This window comes from Mesorhizobium sp. M1406 (assembly GCF_040317555.1).
GTDB lineage: Bacteria > Pseudomonadota > Alphaproteobacteria > Rhizobiales > Rhizobiaceae > Mesorhizobium.
Window position 1 is genome coordinate 112,877 of the sequence record NZ_JAMYKW010000008.1, and the last position, 20,321, is coordinate 133,197.

19 protein-coding genes are annotated in these 20,321 nt (G+C 63.6%); 13 read left to right on the plus strand and 6 right to left on the minus strand.

From position 1 onward, the window contains the following. Window positions 1-22: 22 nt before the first annotated feature. From NKH03_RS10360 to NKH03_RS10385, 6 genes are all read left to right on the plus strand, one after another. Window positions 23-712 (plus strand): TetR/AcrR family transcriptional regulator, encoded by a 690-nt coding sequence (locus NKH03_RS10360; protein ID WP_352968292.1) that lies wholly within the window; start codon window positions 23-25, stop codon window positions 710-712. Window positions 713-830: 118 nt separating this feature from the next. After that, window positions 831-1,367 carry an SspB family protein gene (locus NKH03_RS10365; protein WP_352865602.1) on the plus strand — a complete coding sequence of 179 codons (537 nt, stop codon included), beginning with the start codon at window positions 831-833 and terminating at the stop codon, window positions 1,365-1,367. A gap of 12 nt (window positions 1,368-1,379) precedes the next feature. Then, window positions 1,380-1,577, plus strand: a complete 198-nt coding sequence (locus NKH03_RS10370) for a DUF4169 family protein (RefSeq protein WP_352968293.1) — start codon at window positions 1,380-1,382, stop codon at window positions 1,575-1,577. Between the two features lie 10 nt (window positions 1,578-1,587). Then, window positions 1,588-1,812, plus strand: coding sequence for a ribbon-helix-helix domain-containing protein (locus tag NKH03_RS10375; protein WP_352968294.1), 225 nt, complete (start codon window positions 1,588-1,590; stop codon window positions 1,810-1,812). 131 nt (window positions 1,813-1,943) lie between these two features. Further along, window positions 1,944-2,249: a hypothetical protein gene (locus NKH03_RS10380; protein WP_352968295.1), complete on the plus strand. Its 306-nt coding sequence runs from the start codon at window positions 1,944-1,946 to the stop codon at window positions 2,247-2,249. 27 nt (window positions 2,250-2,276) lie between these two features. Beyond that, complete coding sequence (locus tag NKH03_RS10385; RefSeq protein ID WP_352968296.1) at window positions 2,277-3,164, plus strand: sigma-70 family RNA polymerase sigma factor; 888 nt, start codon at window positions 2,277-2,279, stop codon at window positions 3,162-3,164. Between the two features lie 55 nt (window positions 3,165-3,219). Here NKH03_RS10385 and NKH03_RS10390 read toward each other — a convergent pair whose 3' ends face one another. Next, the gene (locus NKH03_RS10390) at window positions 3,220-7,179 is read right to left on the minus strand and encodes an AsmA family protein (protein ID WP_352968297.1); all 3,960 of its coding nucleotides are present in this window, start codon (window positions 7,177-7,179) and stop codon (window positions 3,220-3,222) included. Between the two features lie 130 nt (window positions 7,180-7,309). Here NKH03_RS10390 and NKH03_RS10395 point away from each other — a divergent pair, with 130 nt between their 5' ends. Then, on the plus strand, window positions 7,310-8,272 hold the full coding sequence (locus NKH03_RS10395) for a Dyp-type peroxidase (RefSeq protein ID WP_352968298.1): 963 nt from the start codon (window positions 7,310-7,312) through the stop codon (window positions 8,270-8,272). 143 nt (window positions 8,273-8,415) lie between these two features. On the opposite strand, the gene NKH03_RS10400 is transcribed toward NKH03_RS10395, so the two are convergent. Together NKH03_RS10400 and NKH03_RS10405 are read right to left on the minus strand one after the other, a co-directional pair. Further along, the gene (locus NKH03_RS10400) at window positions 8,416-8,784 is read right to left on the minus strand and encodes an avidin/streptavidin family protein (protein ID WP_352968299.1); all 369 of its coding nucleotides are present in this window, start codon (window positions 8,782-8,784) and stop codon (window positions 8,416-8,418) included. A gap of 168 nt (window positions 8,785-8,952) precedes the next feature. Beyond that, the gene (locus NKH03_RS10405) at window positions 8,953-10,365 is read right to left on the minus strand and encodes an FAD-binding oxidoreductase (RefSeq protein WP_352968300.1); all 1,413 of its coding nucleotides are present in this window, start codon (window positions 10,363-10,365) and stop codon (window positions 8,953-8,955) included. 102 nt (window positions 10,366-10,467) lie between these two features. Here NKH03_RS10405 and NKH03_RS10410 point away from each other — a divergent pair, with 102 nt between their 5' ends. Then, a complete protein-coding gene (locus NKH03_RS10410) occupies window positions 10,468-10,947 on the plus strand; it encodes a thioesterase family protein (RefSeq protein WP_352879998.1) in 480 nt (159 codons plus the stop codon). Between the two features lie 240 nt (window positions 10,948-11,187). Further along, a complete protein-coding gene (locus NKH03_RS10415) occupies window positions 11,188-11,385 on the plus strand; it encodes a hypothetical protein (protein WP_284271956.1) in 198 nt (65 codons plus the stop codon). 28 nt (window positions 11,386-11,413) lie between these two features. Here NKH03_RS10415 and NKH03_RS10420 read toward each other — a convergent pair whose 3' ends face one another. Beyond that, window positions 11,414-11,893, minus strand: a complete 480-nt coding sequence (locus NKH03_RS10420; protein ID WP_352968301.1) for an Lrp/AsnC family transcriptional regulator — start codon at window positions 11,891-11,893, stop codon at window positions 11,414-11,416. 89 nt (window positions 11,894-11,982) lie between these two features. On the opposite strand from NKH03_RS10420, the gene NKH03_RS10425 reads away from it, so the two are divergent. Then, the gene (locus NKH03_RS10425) at window positions 11,983-12,885 is read left to right on the plus strand and encodes an EamA family transporter (protein WP_352968302.1); all 903 of its coding nucleotides are present in this window, start codon (window positions 11,983-11,985) and stop codon (window positions 12,883-12,885) included. A 14-nt stretch (window positions 12,886-12,899) separates the two neighbouring features. Here NKH03_RS10425 and NKH03_RS10430 read toward each other — a convergent pair whose 3' ends face one another. Beyond that, complete coding sequence (locus tag NKH03_RS10430) at window positions 12,900-13,793, minus strand: dienelactone hydrolase family protein (protein WP_352968303.1); 894 nt, start codon at window positions 13,791-13,793, stop codon at window positions 12,900-12,902. A 232-nt stretch (window positions 13,794-14,025) separates the two neighbouring features. Between NKH03_RS10430 and NKH03_RS10435 the strand changes: the two genes are divergently transcribed. Together NKH03_RS10435 and NKH03_RS10440 are read left to right on the plus strand one after the other, a co-directional pair. Then, window positions 14,026-14,175, plus strand: a complete 150-nt coding sequence (locus NKH03_RS10435; RefSeq protein WP_352968304.1) for a hypothetical protein — start codon at window positions 14,026-14,028, stop codon at window positions 14,173-14,175. 9 nt (window positions 14,176-14,184) lie between these two features. Continuing rightward, window positions 14,185-14,616 carry a hypothetical protein gene (locus NKH03_RS10440; protein ID WP_352968305.1) on the plus strand — a complete coding sequence of 144 codons (432 nt, stop codon included), beginning with the start codon at window positions 14,185-14,187 and terminating at the stop codon, window positions 14,614-14,616. 190 nt (window positions 14,617-14,806) lie between these two features. On the opposite strand, the gene NKH03_RS10445 is transcribed toward NKH03_RS10440, so the two are convergent. Continuing rightward, the gene (locus NKH03_RS10445; RefSeq protein WP_352968306.1) at window positions 14,807-17,122 is read right to left on the minus strand and encodes a glucose/quinate/shikimate family membrane-bound PQQ-dependent dehydrogenase; all 2,316 of its coding nucleotides are present in this window, start codon (window positions 17,120-17,122) and stop codon (window positions 14,807-14,809) included. A 307-nt stretch (window positions 17,123-17,429) separates the two neighbouring features. Between NKH03_RS10445 and NKH03_RS10450 the strand changes: the two genes are divergently transcribed. Continuing rightward, a complete protein-coding gene (locus tag NKH03_RS10450; protein WP_352968307.1) occupies window positions 17,430-20,141 on the plus strand; it encodes an ATP-dependent helicase in 2,712 nt (903 codons plus the stop codon). Window positions 20,142-20,321: the final 180 nt, after the last annotated feature.

The window sequence follows — 20,321 nt, forward strand, 5'->3', positions numbered from 1 at the left end:
AATCACCTCTATATAGATTTTTATGAAGCTGCACGTTTCTCCTGACACTTTCCCGCCACGCGGCCATGAGGCCAAGCGTTTGTCGATCGTCGATTCCGCGGCTGCCGTGTTTTGCCGCGAAGGGTTCGCCGGCGCCAACATCGATCTGATCGCCGCCGAGGCCGGCGTCTCGCGCCAGACCATCTACAATCATCATGGTGACAAGGAGAAATTGTTCGTCGCGGTGGTTCGTGATCTGACCGAGCGCTGCAATGCCGGCATCTTCGCCACCATCGCCACCTTCCCCGATCAGCCCAAGGATCTCGAAGCGGATCTGATCGGCTTTGCCGTGCGCTTGAACCAGAACTGCATCTGCAGCCGCGACGGAAAATTCCTGCGCAAGCTGATCCAGACCGAAGGCGAGCGCTATCCCGAACTGTTTGCGGAGTGGCGCGAACAGGGACCGGGCAGGACATGGCCGGCGATCGCCGCCCGCTTTGCCCGCCTCGCCTATGGCGGTTACCTCGCGATCGAGGACCCCGATGTGGCGGCACGCCAGTTCCTTGGCCTCGTCAATGCCGAACTGCAGACGACCTTCATGCTTGGCGGCTCGCCGAGCGAGGACGAAGTTGTGCAATCCGCGACGAATGGCGTGCGCACCTTCCTGCGCGCCTTTGGCAAGCGCCGCTCCACGACACCGGCTGAAAAGCAGACCGCGCTCGCCAGCGCCTGAGCGATCAAATCGTTGGCAATAGTCCTCGTCTCGGTGCGGTGGCGGTCTATATCAGGTTTACGCCGCCCTAAAGCTTGATTACAGCTATGCGGACGATTCAATGGAACCCTACCGTCACATGGCCGACGACCACATCCGCTATGACATTCTGGCCCAGGAGGCGTTGCGCGGCGTCATGCGCAAGGTCCTGGCCGAAGTCGCGCGCACCGGCCTCCCCGGCAACCACCACTTCTTCATCACCTTCCTGACCGGCGCGCCGGGCGTGCGCGTGTCGTCGCGTCTGCGCGAGCGCTATCCCGAGCAGATGACCATCGTCATCCAGTTTCAGTACTGGGACCTGAAGGTGACCGACACCGGCTTCGAGGTCGGCCTGTCCTTCTCCGATGTGCCGGAGAAACTCGAAATCCCGTTCTCGGCCGTGCGCGGCTTCTATGATCCCTCGGTCAATTTCGAGCTCGAATTCGACGTCAAGACGGACGGTGCGGCCGAGGAACCAGCCGCTCAAGCCTCGCCCGAGCCATTGACCATCGTCTCCGAGAAAAAGCCGAAGGCCGAGAAGAAGGCCGCCGCCGAGGCGGAGAAGAAGCCCGCGGCAGCGGACGCCGCCACCAAGGGCGCCGAAGTGGTCTCGCTCGACGCCTTCCGCAAGAAATAAGCCAAGCTCGCCATGGCCGAAATCATCAACCTCCGCCAGGCCCGCAAGCAGAAGGCGCGGGGCGAAAAGGTGCGCGTTGCCGACCAGAACCGGGCGTTGTACGGCCGTTCCAAAGGTGAGAAGCAACGCGACCACCTGATCGCCGACAAGGCCGAAAAATTCGTCGCTGGCCACCGCCGCGAGCCATCCGGCGGCGAAAACGAACAATGAGCGCTCTGCCGTGAACGCGGTCGAAAAGCGCTCGGTGACCATTCGCGGCCACCGCACCAGCTATTCCCTTGAAAAACCTTTTTATGACGACCTCGTCGCGATCGCGGCTACCAGAAAGCTGACGCTCGCCGCCCTTGTCGCCGAGGTCGACGAGACGCGGCCCCGCGACACCAACCTGTCCTCGGCGCTGAGGCTCTATGTCCTGGGCTGGGCGAAACGCAGCGCAGACGTCTAACTGCGGCAGGGCGTTCCCAGGCAGGCGCACCCGCAATTATTTTCCCGGGCATCCCGAATCCTTTGGCTTCGCCGCAACGTCTCGGACATGAGCGGCCTGCTGGGCGCGGGCAATCAAGAGGAACAACTTCGATGAAACGCCACCTGATACGCTACAAGACGAAACCGGAACGGGCCGACGAGAATGAACGGCTGGTCAAGGCCGTGTTCCACGAGCTGCGGGAAAAATCGCCGGAAGGCGTTCGCTACATGACATGGCGTTCCGACGACGGGACCTTTGTCCATCTGGTCGAGACGGAAACCGAGGCCCATGCCGACATCATCACCGGGTTGGCGGCATTCGAGGCCTTTCAGAATGGCATCAGGGATCGCTTGATCGAACGTCCGCAGCGCGAGGAAATGACCGTGGTGGGCAGTTATCGTATGCTCGACCAGTAGGTGGAACACGGCACTCATGGCAGGCGCATGAATATCATCATTGACGTCGAACAACGCGAACTCTTCAGCCGCCTGTTCGGCGAACTGCGTCCAAAGCTGCACCGCTACTGCGCCCGCATGACGGGCTCGGTCATCGACGGTGAGGACGTGCTGCAGGACGCCCTGGCCAAGGCATTCGAGGCGCTGCCGAATGCCGGCCCGATCGCCAATCCTGAGGGCTGGCTGTTCCGCATCGCCCACAATGCGGCGCTCGACTTCCTGCGCCGGCGAGCCCGTGAAAAGACTTTTTCCGATGAGGACCCGGACATGATCGTCGACCCGGCAAACCCCACCGTCGACCGTCAGGCCGCGGCGGCCGGCCTCCATACCTTCATGCGCCTCCCTCTCGCGCAGCGAAGCAGCGTCATCATGATGGACGTTCTGGGCTATTCACTGCAGGAGATCAGCGCCACGCTCGACACCAGCATCCCCGCCATCAAGGCGGCCCTGCATCGCGGCCGCGGCCGGCTGCGTCAGTTCGCGGACGAACCTGACGACCGCCCTCTCCCCAAGCTGAGCGCGGCTGAGCGTCTGTTGCTCGACGCCTATATCGATCGATTCAACGCCCGAGACTTCGACGCTGTGCGCGACATGCTGGCCGATGAGGTGCGGCTGGAATTGGTGGCAAGGACGCGGCTGAATGGTCGCCAGGAGGTCGGCACCTATTTCCACAATTATTCCCAGGTGCGGGATTGGCGCTTCGTGCCGGGCTTCGTCGAAGACAGGCCGGCAGTCCTCGTCCGTGACAGCGATGATCCAGCGGCGCGGCCATCCTATTTCATCCTGCTGGCCTGGCAGGACGGTAAACTCTTGACCGTTCGGGATTTCCGCCACGCCCGCTACGCCGCCGACAGTGCCGAACTGTTCGTGCTTTGAAACGATTTTGGGGCGGAAAGGCCTTACCTACTGCCTACTGCCTACTGCCTACTGCCTACTGCAGTGACTTCAGCAGATTGTCGATCGTGAACGGATTGGATTTCGGCTTGGCCGGCGGCGGATTGCCGTTGGCCTCCGGCAGTGGCGCACGCTCCACCTTGGGAGGCTGCTGCGCGGCTTTGCGTTCGGCCTCGAGCCTTGCCTTTTCCTGCGAGACCACACGCATCGCCTCTTCAATCTTCTGCCGCTCCTGCTCGGCCTGCGCCTTGGCCGCCTCGTCGGCGGCCTGCCGTTCAACAGCGGCCTTGGCGTCCGCATCCGCCTTGGCTTTGGCGTCGGCATCCGCCTTGGCCTTCGCCTCCGCGTCGGCCTGAGCTTTGGCGTCGGCCTCGGCTTTCGCCTGAGCGTCCGCTTCGGCCTTCGCCTTGGCGTCAGCTTCGGCCTTCAGCCGCGCTGCTTCCTCCTGCTTGCGCAATTCCTCGGCCGCCTTGTCACGCTCGTCCTGCAGCGCCGCGTAGTAGCGTACCTCGCGCCGCAGCCGCTGCTTTTCGAGCAGTTCGGCCTGCATTGCCTCGACCCGCTGCTGCTCCCTTTCCAGCGCGCGCTGAGTCAGGAACTGCGCCAGCGGCTCGCTGTCGAACTCTCGTTTCACCGCGCCGAAGGGCCCCTCGGCGGTGAAATTCACCGTCGGCTCGGAGCCGACCAGGGCGTCATCGCCCGGCCGATAGGCGATCGTCCCCTTGGCGGAAATCATGCTGGTATTGAGATCGGCCGTGATGTCGGCGGACAAGGTCGCCGCCGGATTTTCGAGGTTGACCGGCGGTGCCCTGAGCATACCGCCAGCAACCGTGAAGGCGATATCGGTGTCCTTGGCGGCAAGACTGCCATCGGCGGCAATTTCAGGCGCAAAGCCGGCGGTCTTGGCCGCATCGATGTCACGCCCGATCGCATCCGCCTTGGCGAGGAATGCACTGAACGCATCGGGATTGACACCGGCGACCTGCAAGCCCCTCAACGCCGCCGTACCGGAGCCTGACAAGGCGGCCACCATCCCTTCGACCGATTTGCCGCTGCTTGACAGCGCCGCCGAGAAATCGCCATTGCCGCTGATGCCGGCATCCGGCAGCATGGTCGCCAAATCGGCGCCAGCCAGTTTCATCTGGCCGGTGAAAAGTCCGGTGCCGTCATTGTTCTTCAGCTCGAACAGGCCGGTCAGCGCCCCGCCCAGCAATTTCGCCTTCAGATCCGAAACGCGGATGCCTTCCTGGTCGAGCTTGAGCGAAAAGGCGGCATCATAGGCGGTCGTGAACCGGCCGGCGGCAAGCGCTGCCGTCGTCAGGTCGAGATCGGCGGTGAACGGCAGATTGGATTTCTGGCTGAACGGTGTGGCCGGCCACGCCCCACTCTTATCGGTTCCTTCCTTGTCGGCAAGAAAGGCGGAATCGCCAAACAGCGTCACCGCCATCGGATCGAGGTCGAGTTCGTCGAGCGCCAGCGCGCCGGCCAGATGCGGCACGCCGTCCTTGACGTCGACATCGACGTCGCCGGACACCGCCGCTTCGTTGATGGCGCCGCTGAGTTCGTCCAGCACCAGCAGACCGTTGCCATAGTCGCCCTGCGCCGAGAGCGACGTCGACATGCCGGCACCCATGCCTGGCAGGCCGATGCCTGATGTCATCAGCCATGGTTCGATGTCGGCGGCGTCGAGGCTAAGCTTGCCCTTGGCGGCGAGGCCTTGCGGGGTATCGGCGATCGTTCCCTCAAAACCGGCCTTGAAGTCATCGCCGGCAAGGCTGAAACTCGTCGCCAGGCCGCCGCCAAGCGTGCCCTTGGCCTGGATGTCCGTGCTTGCCTCGCCCAGCATGCCAAGCGGCAGCGCCGGCAGGCCGTAGAGCGCCAGCAGCGCGGTGGCGTCAGGATTTTTAGCGTTGAAGGTCAGCGCCACCGGAGCTTCGAGAAGCTTGTCCACCGCCCCCTTCCCCGACAGCGACGCGGAAAAAGCCGAGCCGCCGGCCTTGCCTTGCCCGCTCACCGCCAGGCCCGAGGTGCCGTCGCCATTGTCCGCCGCACTCGCCACCAGGTCGACGCGCGCATCCTGGAACAGCTCCGGATAGGCGGCGGCACGGCTTGCCAGTCCTTTGAGCACGGCGCTGTCGGGATAATGCTGGGCGGCGACATCCATCAGTGGCTTCAGGTCGACGGCAACCACCGAGGCGTCGAGCTTGCCGGTCGGGCGTGCCGGGAAATCCTTGATCCTGCCGGTGGCGCTGATCGAGGCGCCGGCCAGCCCGCCCACCGACAGCCGGTCGATTTCGAGCAGCCCGTCGCGCAGCCTCAGTGCGGTATCGACCGTGTCGGCGGTCAGCCCGCCGGCGCTGACCGGACCGGCCTTGATCTGGAAATCGAGGTCGCGGTCGGCAAAGCGATTGGCACCCTTGTCGCTGACGAAGATCGAGGCAAAGGCCGCCAGCCCGTCGACATCGAGTTCGCCGCCTTCGAGTCGCATCAGCACCGACGGCTTGGCATCGTCAGGCTGGCTAGCATCGATGCGGCCGGAAAACTTCGCCTTGCCCAGGATCAGTTCGAGATCACTGAAGGCCTGCCGCTTTTCCGAGAGGTCGACCTTGGCCTTGAAGCCGGCGGCGGGCAAACGGCGGATCGCCTCGTCGACGTCCTTCGACAGCCACGCTGCAAAACCCGAAGGTTGCGCCACGGCGAGCAGCAACGAGCCGTTGAAGCCGAAATGGCCCTCCACGTTGAGCAAGAGCATGCCATCTGCTTCCAGCGTGGTGCGACCGGGCAAGGTCGCGGCAAGCGATTTCACCGACCAGCCCCCATCGACCGGCTCGGCGGACAGATGAACGTCGCGCACCGTGGTGTCGCCGGCCACCACCGCTGGCAGCTTGACCTCGACGGTACCGGGAATGGTCGGCTTCGGCATATCGAGCAATGCCTGCTCCAGCCCCGCAATGCGCTGATCCAATGTCAGCCCGGCACCAGCCTGCGCACCCACCGCCTCGTCGAGCTGCACCTGAGCGCCACTGGCTTCGATGGCAAAGCTGGGCTCTAGCCCGAGATCGACCGAGGCCTTGCCGTCGGCGGTGTAGGGGTTGTCGAGCGGCCCGGTCTCGAATCGAAATTCGTCGACGCCCAACTTCTGGTGGTCGAGCGAAAACTTGCCGTTCAGCCGAAAGCCCGGATCGGGCTTGCCGGCGCTGACCTTCGTCTCGCCATCGGTGCCGCGCAGCTCCGCGCTGTTCTTGTCGGCGCCATTCTTGTCCGGATTTGAGATCTTGAACTGGCCGGAATAGACGGCAGCCCCATTGACGATGCCGGCATTGCCGTCGGTCTCGATGACCAGCGGATAGGCGTCCGGATCGGCCTTCAGCCGAAGCCGCATCTGCCCTGTGCCTTCGGCCTTGCCGGTGGACGCCGCGACCGTGGTGCGAAGACCGTCCAGCCGCAGCGTGCCGTCCATGCGCCACGGGCCGGCCAGCGACTTGGCCGAAATGGTCGAATTTATCTCGGACATCAGATGGCTGCGGCCGCCGGCGGCATGGCGCAGTTCGACCTGACCTTCGGTCACTGTCAGCTTTTCGATCGAGATCTGGTTGAGGTCGAAGGGCGAGGACGGCCGCATCGCCCAGTCGACCGTGCCGTCATTGGCAATATCGATGGTCGCTTTCGGCCGCACCAGCCGCATGTCGAAGATCAGCACTTCACCGCGCAGGAAGGGCGCCAGTTCCGCATCCATCGAAAACGTCTCGACGGTCATGGCCGGCTGGCCGTTGGGGCCACCGGCGACGGCGACATTCGCGAAGGTCACCGACGGGAACGGCAACAGCCTAGCCGTGGCGTCGCCCCGCACGGTCACCTTGCGGCCGAGAATGGCGCTCGCCTCGCGTTCGAAATCGGCGCGGTAGCCGGTCCAGTCGACAAAATACGGCACCACCAGCGCCGCACACAGCACAAGCACAAAAAGGCCACCGAAGATCACGAACAGGCGAGCGAGCATCAGCTCCGAACGGGTTGATTGAAATCCTGCCGCACTCTACCCGCATCCGCGTGTCGATAAAGAGGCAAATCATCCAGTGTTGCCTGATGTCCGGTGATCTGAAACAAATCCCGGCAAAGCGGAGATTCGAATGTCTGGGAAGAACTGGGACCGGGTGCCGATCGATGCGCAGAGCGTCGACGCTCCGCTGTCGCTTTCGGCGGTCTTTCTTGTCGTCACTGTCGCCAGCGAACAGAGCGCGCTCGCCAAGGTCGCCTCGGTGCTCGGCGAACTTGATGACCTGGTGAAGACCGTCGGGTTCCGCGACCTCTCCGGGCGACTGTCGTGCATAGCGGGCATCGGCCGCGATCTCTGGGACCGTTTCTCTCCCGATCGGCGCCCGCTCGAATTGAAACCGTTCGCGCCGATCAAGGGACCCGTTCATTCGGCGCCATCGACAGCGGGCGATCTTCTCTTCCATATCCGGTCCGAACGCCCTGACATGTGCTTCGAGTTCGAACGCATTTTGCTCGACAGTCTCGGTGACGGCGTGACCGTCGTCGATGAAGTCTCGGGCTTTCGCTATTTCGATGCACGTGACCTGCTCGGCTTTGTCGACGGAACCGCCAACCCGACCGGCCTCGATCTGCCGGCGTCGGCACTCGTCGGCGATGAAGACGCCGAATTCGCCGGGGGCAGCTATGTCGTCGTGCAGAAATATCTGCACGATCTCCAGGCGTGGGCACGGACCCCGACACCCCTTCAGGAAGAGATCATCGGCCGCACCAAGATCGACAACATCGAAATCGACGATGACGCCGCGCCGCGCAAGTCGCACAAATCGCTCGCCACCATCGAGGATGCCGATGGCAACGAATACGACATCCTGCGCGACAACATGCCCTTCGGCCGGCCGGGGCAGCAAGAGTTCGGCACCTACTTTATCGGCTATTCCAGATATCTCTGGGTGATCGAGAAGATGCTTCAGCGCATGTACATCGGTGAGCCGCCGGGCGCTTACGACCGCCTGCTTGATTTCTCGACGCCGCACACCGGCACGACATTCTTCGCGCCAACTCGCCCCATGCTGCAAACCCTTGTTCAGGGCGTGTAGGAGAAGCTTGCGGCCGCACGCTAACGCTCCGGATTTACTTCCGCTTTGGGCGCATGCGAACATAGTCGACACCCGCTGCTGGCCTTACCGCGATGACCAGAGCGGCGTCGTGCGAGGCCAAATGGCTTCGCTGGCCATTGGGACTAGCTTCTTTGGAACGTGTCCGCGCTGGTCGACATCGAACTCCACCAATTCAGTTTTTCGATTTTCGCAGGTTGGCCCTCGCCGCTGGCCTTAATCGCCGCATCCGAGACGACAAACCACAACGTCTCCATTTTTCCCTCCCGAAGGAGGCCGGTATAAGAGACGATTGCATCGCCGACTGGCGTTTTCCCGCTGCCGGCAAAGCTAATGCAGTCACCGCAGTGGACGCCCAAAATCGGAATTTCCTGGCCATGGAATCCGCTATCCGTCAGCGCGGTTCGAAACGATCCCGATATGCGATTGTCCGCATCATCGGTGATTTCGACAATGGACCCGTATTGATTCTTCCAGACGCCTTTCCAGTTCATGGGCGACCGCTCCGCTAGACGATGTTCCGTTGGTTGCCGCAACGTGAAAGCTATGAATCGGTTCCGAAGGTGGCGGACCGTTTCAGACCTCGCAGTGCGGCCGATCTCAGTTCCAATCGTGGCTCGGTCGAAATGAGCCGTATGTGAACCTTGCGTCGGAGGACTCGCCTAGTTTCCCGGCAATATCTTGCCCGGATTCATGATGTTCAAGGGATCGAGCGCCTGCTTGATGGTGCGCATGATGTCGACGCCGTGGCCAAGCTCATGACGCAGGAAGCCGATCTTGCCCTGGCCGATGCCGTGCTCGCCGGTGCAGGTGCCATCCATGGCGATTGCCCGCATGTTGAGCCGCGCGACGAATTTTTCCGACAGCGCGATCTCCTTCGGATCGTTCACGTCCATCAGCACCAGCACGTGAAAATTGCCGTCACCGGCATGGCCGACGATCGGTGCGATCAGGCCCATCTCGGCGATGTCGGCTTCGGTTTCCATGACGCACTCGGCAAAGCGCGAAATCGGCACGCAGACGTCGGTCGACAGGCCCTTGGCGCCCGGCCGCAGCGTCAGCGACGACCAGTAGGCGTCGTGCCTTGCCTTCCACAGTTTCGTCCGTTCCTCGGCGACACTGGTCCACAGGAACGGCCCGCCGCCATTCTCCTCGGCGATCATGCCAAAAGTCTCGGCCTGCTCGGCAACCCCGGCATCGCTGCCGTGAAACTCGACGAACAGGCACGGGCTCTCGGGATAGTCGAGCTTCGAATAATTCTTCATCGCCCGCATCTGCAGCGCATTGACCAGTTCGATGCGCGCCACCGGAATGCCCATCTGGATCGTCGCGATGACCGCGTTGCAGGCCGCCTCGACGCTCGGAAACGGGCAGACTCCGCCGGAGATCGCTTGCGGAATGCCTTGTAGCCTGAGCGTCAGCGAGGTGATGATGCCGAGCGTGCCTTCCGAGCCGATCAGCAGTCGCGTCAAATCATACCCGGCCGAACTCTTTTTCGCGCGCTTGCCGGTCGTCACCGTTTCGCCGTCGGCCATGACTGCCGTCAGCGACAGCACGTTCTCGCGCATCGTGCCGTAACGCACCGCGTTGGTGCCGGACGCCCGCGTCGCCGCCATGCCGCCGAGTGAGGCATTGGCGCCCGGATCGATCGGAAAGAACAGGCCGGTGTCGCGCAGATGCCGGTTCAGATCCTCGCGGGTGACGCCGGGTTCGACCGTGCAGTCGAGATCCTGCGGATTGACCGCCAGGATGCGGTTCATGCGCGACGTGTCGATCGATATGCCGCCGCCCGGTGCGTTGGTGTGACCTTCCAGCGACGAGCCGACGCCGAAGGCGATGACCGGCACGCGGTGCGCGGCGCAGGCGCGCACGATCTCCTGCACCTCGGCGGTCGTCTCGGGAAAGGCCACGCCGTCCGGCGCCTGGGTCGGAATATAGGTGGTGGTGTGCGCGTGCTGGGAGCGGATGGCCTCGCCGGTCTGGAAGCGTTCGCCCAGCCGCTGCTTGAGGATGCCGAGCACCGCGGCGATGCCTTCCTCGTTGCGTTCGACCGGATTGAGGTCGCTCAGAGCCATGAATTCCTCCGCGAATGGACCAGCGTCCACCCTTGTTGTGCGATTATGGATGCGTAGTCTTACCCGCCATGCTCTGTCCAGCGCCAGCATAAGGAAGTTTCGATGCCCATTTCCGCCCCCTTCGTCTCCCGACCGATGGACATCGAGAAGGATTGGATCGATTACAACGGCCATCTCAACATGGCCTATTACAACGTGCTGTTCGACCGCTGCTCGGACGACGCCTTCGACGTAATGGGCATGGGGGCGAACTATGCCAGGGACCGCCGCCTCACGATCTATACGGCCGAAGTCCATGTTTGCTACGTGCAGGAGTTGCATCTCGAGCACAAGGTCACGGTCTCCTTCCAACTCATAGACCATGACGACAAGCGGCTGCGGGTTTACCAGGAAATCCGCCATGTCGACGGTTGGCTCGCCGCCACCTCCGAATCGCTTTCCCTGCATGTCGACATGTCCGGACCGAAGGTAGCGCCTTTCCCCGCCGATGTGCTTGCCAAGGTCGAAACCATGCGCGCCGCCCACTCGGCACTGCCGATGCCAGAGCGCGCCGGCCGCTCGATCGGCATCAAACGCAAATAGGGGCGAAGCCGACACCCATCCCGTTCCGGGCTTCAAAGCACACCGACAATTTAAAATCGCAGAACCTTCAAATCGGCTGGCAGCGGTGCTTGAAGCGGCCCCGCGCCCGCGTTAACCTTACCGAGGTTTTAACGGGAACAAAGCCAATTGAGCCGTTGAACGACTCAGCGGAGCGGTTGAAAACGGTCCGCACAGGGTTGCGATGCGGGCGGCGCGGCGAAGCCGGTTCGAGGGAAGTGCATGAAAACCGACATCAAGGTCGAGGTGGACAGGCTGGCCGCCGATCCGCGCATCACCGACTATGATTTCTGGCGCTCGCTCAAGAACGTCGACAACGAGATATTCCACATTGCCAACAACAACGAACCGATCCCGTTCGACATGATCCGCTGGCGCACCATTCTGAAGCGCGCCCGCCTGAAGCGCGGCCACGCTTAAAACCCTCGAACCGATGATTCCTTCGCCCTCAAACCGTGCGTTTCACCGCCGCCAATGGCGAGCGGGCCACCACCGGCGATGACTGGATGATTGCCGTGTTGGTCATCGCATAGGGAATGATCCGATCGATCACCCGTTCAAGGTCGGCCACCGAGCCGACATGAGCCAGCGCGATGAAACAGTCCTCGCCGGTCACTCGATCGCATTGCGCGATCTCCGGCAGCTCACGGATGATTTCGGCCACGACAGCCAGTTGCCCGGGTACCGGACGGATGCGCAGCCATGCCGACAGCGGCAGGCCGAGTGCTGTAGGGTTGATCCTGACCGAATAGGCCTCGATGACGCCGCTCTCCTGCAACCGCTTGATGCGCTCGGCCACGCTCGGCGCCGACAGGCCGACCGAGCGCGCAAGCTCCGCCGTGCTGATGCGCGCGTCCTTTTCCAGCAAGCGCAGGATTTTCATATCTGCGGCATCGAGATCGGCGCTTTCAGTCCGAAGGCGTTTCATGAAAAAATCCTTGCTTCCGGGAGGAACACGGCATGAAGAGCCAATCATCACCCATATAAACAGGCAAATTTGCCTGCGATACTGATCCGATGGATGATCAAACGCAAGCTCTAGCGGCGGACCCTGCCGCTGCCGGCTCAACCCTCGGCAGGCTGACGGAAAAACTGCCGCCGCATGTCTGGTTCGGCGTCAGCGCCGTCTTCCACTATCTCGGGCCGGCATTCGCCGTGCTGCTCTTCCCGCATGTCGGCGTGCTTGGCATGGCTTGGCTGCGCATCGCCACCGCCGCGCTGATCTTCGCACCATTGACCCATCCATGGCGAACCTTATCCCGCGCCGAGCGCTCGAGCCGGCTGCTGTTGCTGGCCTTCGGCGCCTGTCTGGCGGTGATGAACTGTTCGTTCTATCTGGCGCTCGACCGCTTGCCGATCTCGCTGGTGGCGGCGATCGAATTCGTCGGCACCATCGGTGTCGCGGTGATCGGCCTCAAGACCCCGCGCAATCTCGCCGCGCTTGCTATCGCCGTCGCCGGCACCTTGCTGCTCATCGACGTCAAATGGTCGAGCGATCCTCTTGGGCTGTTCTGGGCCTTCCTCAACGGCACGCTGTTTGTCGGCTACATCGTGCTCGGGCACCGCGTGGCCCGCTCAGGCGCGGGCGGCGGCATCGCCGGCCTTGGTGCCGCGATGGCGATCGCTTTCATCATCGTGCTGCCGATCGGCTTCAGAGATGCGCTGCCGGCCTTTTTCTCACCGCCGCTGCTGCTCGCCGCCATCGGCGTCGGCATCTGCTCGTCGGTTATCCCCTACATCTGCGATCAACTCGCCATGTCGCGGCTGCCGCGCGCCAGCTTCGCGCTGATGCTGTCGCTGCTGCCGGTCACCGCGACGCTGATCGGCGTCATCGTGCTGCGCCAGATTCCAGGCCTCACCGATTGCCTCGGCATTGCGCTGGTGGTCGCCGGCGTCGCCTTCCACAAACCGGCGCGCTGAAACAACGCCGGAAGCTACGCCAGCTTCTCCTTCAGGAAGGCGATCGTGCGTCCCCAGGCGAGATCGGCCGCCTTCTTGTCGTAGCGGGCGGCCGAGGTGTCGTTGTTGAAGGCATGGTTGGCGCCTTCATAGACATAGACCGTGTATTCGACATGCGCTGCATCAAGTTCCTTCTTGAAGGCATCGATGCCGGCATTGATGCGCTCGTCCAGTCCGCCATAGTGCAGCAGCAAGGCCGCCTTGATGTCAGACACATCGGCGGCGTTCGGCTGCATGCCGTAATAAGCGACGGCGGCATTGAGATCGGGCGCGTTGACGGCAAGCATGTTGACCGTGCCGCCACCCCAGCAGAAGCCGATGGCACCGACCTTGCCGTTGCCGTCCTTGTCGCCCTTGAGGAAAGCGACGGTCGCTACACCATTGGCGATGGTCTGCGCCGAATCGAGCTTGGTGAACATGTCGCGCGCTTTGTCCTCATCGGCCGGCGTGCCGCCGAGCGGCGACAGAAAATCCGGCGCCAGCGCCACGAATCCTTCCAGCGCCACGCGTCGCGCTACGTCGCGGATATGCGGATTGAGTCCCCTGTTCTCATGCACGACGATGACCGTGCCGAGCTTGCCCGCCTGATCCGCCGGCTTGACCAGATAGCCCTTCATCTCGCCAGCGCTGCCGGGATAGCTGATGTCCTCACCCTTCACCCGCGGATCGTTGTCGGCGACGAGTGCCGCCTGGGCGGAATTCGCCCCCAGAAGCGGCGCGATCGCCGCCGCCGCCGCGCCCGATCCGGCAAGCCTGGTCAACTGCTCCATGAAGCGGCGGCGATCGAGCGTCAGATGCGTGTATTCGTCATAGGCATCGATCATCGCCTGAGTGATGGCGGGCTTGGTGTTGGCTTCGGCTTTCGTCATGGATGCGCTCCTCTGCTTCGGAAAGTCTCGTTGCGGCGCAAGATAGGGTCAAGACTTGCATGGTCCAGTCACGGTTGGGTGACGGTGCTCACCCGAAAGCCGTGATGCGGCAGAACCCGCTGCAATCACATTTTGGTCATTTTCGACAATCTTGATGCTGCTGCCATAATATTAGGGATAGCTGCCTGTAGCGGCCTCTGTGCGCTCGATCTGACCAGAAGGAACAACACCCATGACCTTCTTCACCCCGGTCCTTGCAACCACTTTGGTGCTCGCCGCTGCCGCCCTGCTGGCGCTGCGCTCGGCCGCCTCTGCCAGGCGATCGATGGTCAGGGTCCGCGGTAACCAGCGCCAGCCTGCATCCAAGAAAACCCAAGGTTGAGGTCAGCCCATGAACGTCCAGGACATCGTCAACACCGTCTCGCGGAAAGCGGGCCTCGACCAGGCGACGACTGAAAAAGTCGTCGGCACCATTTTCTCTGTGCTCGAACATGAGGCGGAAGGCACAAGCGCCTCGGCGTTTTTCGCCAAGATCCCCGGCGCTGATGATCTCGCCCACCAATATGACGTCATGGCCGCCGCTCCGGCCGGGGGCGGCTTCCTGTCATCGCTGCAGGGCGCAATTGGCGGCGTTTTGGGTGAAAAAGCCGGCGCGCTGGTCAACGGCCTCGCGGCGCTCAAGGCATCCGGCCTCGATTTGGCGCAGATCCAGAAGGCCGGCGAAACGCTGGTCCAGCAGGCCGAAACAGCCGCCGGCCCCGACCTGACCAACAAGGTGCTCGGGTCGGTGCCCAGCCTGAAGAGCCATCTCGGGCTCGGCTGATCGTTTCGCTGCTGACGCCATGTAGCGCTGCCCCTTGTATCTGCCGAGCATTTCTCCAATCGCCAGCGCCGCAGGAATTGCCCCTTCTCCCCGTCACTATACGGGGAGAAGGTGGCGGCAGCCGGATGAGGGGCGGCGCGATGTTCCGAAAGATCGCCCGTGCAAAAGCTGACCTCCCATAAACAATCCCCTACTTCGGCAGCGCGTAGGCCATCACATAGTCTCCTGGCTTGGTGCCCACCGAACCGTGGCCGCCGGCGACGATGACCACGAACTGGCGGCCGTCGGCGACCGTATAGGTCATCGGCGTCGATTGTCCGCCGGCCGGCAGCCGCGCCTGCCAGAGCTGCTTGCCCGATGTCAGGTCATAGGCGCGCAGATAGTCGTCGACCGCGGCCCCCAGGAAGGCGACGCCGCCGGCGGTGATCATCGGCCCGCCGATGCCGGGCACGCCGACCTTCAGCGGCAGCGGCAGCGGCGTCATGTCGTAGACGGTGCCGTTGCGGTGCTTGTAGGCGATGGTGCCGGTCCTGAGATCGGCGCCCGCGACATAGCCCCAGGGCGGCGCCTGGCAAGGAATGCCGAGTGGCGACAGGAATGGTCCCATCACCACCGCATAGGGCGCGCCCTCGTTGCGGTTCAGTCCCTGCTCGCTGCCGCGCCCCTCGTCCGGCGGCGGTACCTGATCGCGCGGAATGAGCTGCGACTTGAACGCCAGATAGGTCGGCATGCCGAACAGCACCTGCCGGACCGGATCGACGGCGACGCCACCCCAGTTGAAGGTGCCGAAATTGCCGGGATAGATCAGCGAGCCCTGGACGGAAGGCGGTGTGTAGCGGCCCTCATAGCGCAGGCCCTGGAATTCGATCCGGCAAGCCAACTGGTCGAACATGGTGAGACCCCACATGTCGGCGCCGGTGAGCGGCTTCGGCATGAAGGTAAGATCCGAGACCGGCTGCGTCGGCGATGTGTGGTCGCCCTCGATGGCGCCGCCGGGCGCCGGCACTTCGTTGACCGCGATGACCGGCTCGCCGGTTCGGCGGTCGAGCACATAGAGGTCGCCCTGCTTGGTCGGCCCGACCAGTGCCGGCACCACCGTGCCGTCGGCCTTGGTGATGTCGATCAGGCTCGGCTGCGCCGGCACGTCCATGTCCCAGAGATCGTGGTGCACGGTCTGCCGCACCCAGCGCAACTGCCCGGTGTTGAGATCGAGCGCGGTGATCGACGACGAGAACTTCTCGACATTGGCGCTGCGCCCGGCGCCGAGTTGATCCGGCGTCTGGTTGCCGAGCGGCACATAGAGCAGGCCGAGCTTCTCGTCGGCACTCGGCGTCGACCACATGTTGGGCGAGTTGGCGGTGTAAGTCTGGTCGGCCGCCAGCGGCGTCGTCTGGTCCGGATTGCCGGAATCCCAGTTCCATAGCAGCTTGCCGGTGGCAGCGTCGTAGGCGCGGATGACGCCGGACGGCTCCTGGGTCGAATAATTGTCGTTGACCGCGCCGCCGACGATGATCTTGCCGCCTGATATCAGCGGCGCCGAGGTCGAGTAATAATAGCCCGACTTCGGATAGGGCATGTTGGTCAGAAGGTTCAGCGTGCCGGCCTCGGCGAAGCTGGGGCAGACCTGGCCGTTGGCGGCGTCGAGCGCGATCAGCCGCGCGTCCGAGGTCGGCAGGTAGACGCGGGCAGCGCATGGCTGGCCGGCGGCGATGGCCGCATCGGCATAATAGGACACGCCGCGGCAGGTCTGGTGCTGGCGGTCCTTGTCGAGCTTGACCTTGGGATCGTAGCGCCATTTCTCCTTGCCGCTCGCGGTGTCGATGGCGATGGCGAAATTGTGCGGCGTGCAGATGTAGAGCGTGTCGCCGATCTTCAGCGGCGTCACCTGATAGGTGGTCTCACCGACATCGTCCGGTCCCTTGACGTCGCCGGTGCGATAGGTCCAGGCGGGCTGCAGCTTGGCGACATTGTCCGGCGTGATCTGGTCGAGCGGCGAATAGCGCTGGCCGAACTGCGTTCGGCCGTAATAGTGCCATTCGCCGGCCGGCACATCGTTGCCGAGGTTGGCGTTGGTGACCACCTTGTCGGTGCCGAGTTCGCCGGCAATGTCCTTGGGATCGGCGGTCATCGAATAACCAGCGACGGCAAGCGATGCCAGCACGGCAAGGATGAGCGGCGCGCGCGCGTCGGAGCCGACAAGACCTCGCCTCGCCCAGGGCGTCAGCAGCCATAGCGCCACAAGCACGATGATGCCGCCGCGGGGCCCAAGTTCCCACCAGTCGAAGCCGGTCTCCCAGACGGCCCAGGCCAGCGTTCCGAGCACGATCGCCGCGTAGAGCCACAGCGCGGTCGATCTGCGTCGGTAGAGCAGCCAGGCGGCGATAAGGAAGGCGAGGCCGGCGACGATATAATACCAGCTGCCGCCCAGCGAAGCTAAGCGGATACCGCCGCCGCCGAGCGCCAGGCCTATGAGCAAGAGGACGAGGGAGGTGATGGTGACAGCCAAGATGATACTCCTTCGACTGTTGCGCTTTGCGACGCCAAGGACAGCCCGACGCAATCGTTCCTGCCCCAGACACAACTTTCTCCTGACCGCCGCGCCTGTCAAGTTGGCCACACGCCATGGTGGCAATCCGTCTTGCCTGTATCAGGGTTTCCAGCAGTCTCGGCGCCATGACGACCGACGAGGCGCGCTCGTTCGGTTTTCGTCGCTCTCGGTTACCGCAAGGCCTGAACGGCGATATCAGGCACTTTACCGGAACAAAACGTAGACACTTCTGGTCTTTCGCCCCCGAATCACTACATTCGGGGCGATGTCCGGCTTTTCCGAAGACATGCCCTTTTTCGACGAACCCAATGCGCGGCCCTCGGCCCCGTCGGGCATTGCCGCGCGCGCCATGGCTGCCCGCAGCGGCCACAACAATGCACCAGACTATCTGAAGGGCCTCAACCCGGAACAGCGGCTGGCGGTGGAAACCACCGAAGGCCCGGTTCTCGTGCTGGCCGGCGCCGGCACCGGCAAGACGCGTGTCCTTACCACCCGCATCGCTCACATCCTCGCCACCGGCAAAGCCTTCCCGTCGCAGATCCTTGCGGTGACCTTCACCAACAAAGCCGCCCGCGAGATGAAGATCCGCATCGGCGTCCTGATCGGCGAAGGCAATGTCGAGGGCATGCCCTGGCTCGGCACCTTCCACTCGATCGGCGTCAAGCTGCTGCGCCGCCATGCCGAACTCGCTGGCTTGAGATCCGATTTCACCATCCTCGACACCGACGACGTCGTGCGGCTGATCAAGCAGCTGATCCAGGCCGAGGGACTCGACGACAAGCGCTGGCCGGCCAAGCAGTTCGCCCAGATGATCGACGGCTGGAAGAACAAGGGGCAAGGCCCGGCCGACATCGCCGAGGGCGACGCGCGCGCCTTCGCCAACGGCAAGGGCCGGGAGCTCTACAAGGCCTATCAGGCGCGGCTGCAGACGCTGAACGCCTGCGACTTCGGCGATCTTCTCTGCCACCCGATCCGCATCTTCCGCGCCAATCCGGATGTGCTGAAGGAATACCACAAGCGCTTCAAATACATCCTCGTCGACGAGTATCAGGACACCAACACCGCCCAGTACATGTGGCTGCGGCTCCTGGCGCAGCGGCCCCAGTCCTCCCCCCTTGAGGGGGAGGTGCCCGCGAAGCAGGCGGAGGGGGTCGCCGCAGAAGGCACCGCCCAGTCATCAAACACCTTGGCGTCGAGCACTGCCGCGCGGACCCCACCCGACCGGGCTTCGCCCGGCCACCCTCCCCTCAAGGGGGAGGGAAACTCGCGCACCGCCACCGTTAATATTTGCTGCGTCGGCGACGACGATCAGTCGATCTATGGCTGGCGCGGCGCCGAGATCGACAACATCCTGCGCTTCGACAAGGATTTCCCCGGCGCCACCATCATCCGGCTGGAGCGCAACTACCGCTCGACCGCGCACATCCTTGGCGCCGCCTCCCACCTCATCGCCCACAATGAGGGCCGCTTCGGCAAGACGCTGTTCACCGACCGGAACGAGCCGGAGGACGGCAAGGTGCATGTCCACGCCGCCTGGGATTCCGAGGAGGAAGCCCGCGCCGTCGGCGAGACCATCGAGACCTACCAGCGCCAGAAGCACAATCTCAACGACATGGCGATCCTGGTCCGCGCCTCCTTCCAGATGCGCGAGTTCGAGGACCGCTTCGTCACGCTCGGCCTCAACTACCGCGTTATCGGCGGCCCGCGCTTCTACGAGCGCATGGAGATCCGTGACGCGTTGGCCTTCTTCCGCGTCGCAGCACAAGGCGCCGACGACCTCGCCTTCGAGCGCATCGTCAACGTGCCCAAGCGCGGCCTGGGCGAAGCCACCATCCGCCAGATCCACGACACGGCCCGCGCGCTGCGCGTGCCGATGCTGGAAGCCGCCGCCAAGCTCGCCGAAAGCGACGAGTTGAAGCCGAAGCCACGCGCCGCCTTGCGCGAAGTCGCGGCCAACTTCGAGCGCTGGCAGAAGGCACTGGAAACCACGCCGCACACCGAACTCGCCGAGACCATTCTCGAAGAGAGCGGCTACACCGACATGTGGAAGAACGACCGCTCGGTCGAAGCGCCTGGCCGGCTGGAAAACCTGAAAGAGCTGATCCGTTCGATGGAGGAGTACGAATCGCTGCGCTCCTTCCTCGAGCATGTCGCGCTGGTCATGGACGCCGAGCAGAATGCCGAACTCGACGCCGTCAACATCATGACGCTGCATTCGGCCAAGGGCCTCGAATTCGAAACCGTCTTCCTGCCCGGCTGGGAGGAAGGCCTGTTCCCTCACCAGCGCGCGCTCGATGAAGGCGGCCGCTCCGGGCTGGAGGAGGAGCGCCGGCTCGCCTATGTCGGCCTGACCCGCGCCAAGAAGAACCTGCATCTGTGGTTCGTCTCCAACCGCCGCATCCACGGCCTGTGGCAGTCGACGATCCCATCGCGCTTTCTCGACGAACTGCCGGAAGCCCATGTCGAGGTCGCCGAAAGCGGCAACTCCTATGGTGGCTACGGCAATTCCTACGGCGGCGGCTCTTTTGCTTCCGGTCGTGGCGGTCAGGGCGCGGGAAGGCAGAACCCCTATGGCGCCTCGCGCTTCGACAATGTCGGCGCCGACACCGAAAAATCCGGCGCCTTCTCCAACACCTATGCGACGCCGGGCTGGCAGCGCGCGCAGGCCAACCGCACCGAGGCCACCGACCGCAACTGGGGCTCGCGCTCCGGCCATCAGGTCGAGCGCATCGGCTATGGCGAGACGGACAGCGGCTACGGCGCCGGCCGCACCTCGGTCAAGGGCCGCACCATCGATGGCGAACTGGTGGCCAAATCCGTCGCCGACAAGCCATCCGCCTTCAACGTCGGCGACCGCGTCTTCCACCAGAAATTCGGCAACGGCAACATTTCCGCGATCGAAGGCAACAAGCTCACCATCGACTTCGACAAGGCCGGCCAGAAACGCGTGCTGGACGGGTTCGTCGCGGCGGTGTGAGCTTATGGTTGCCCCATTGTCTACCATTCTCTAGCGGAAGCCCCCTACCTTCGTCATCCACGGGCGGAGCAGGAGCGAAGCGACGTCGCGGAGACCCGAGGATCCATTCCGTGACCTTGGCCGAAGGGTGCAGCGGAGCAGAATTCTGCACCGTGGTGACGCGTTTAAGTCGCGGCATGG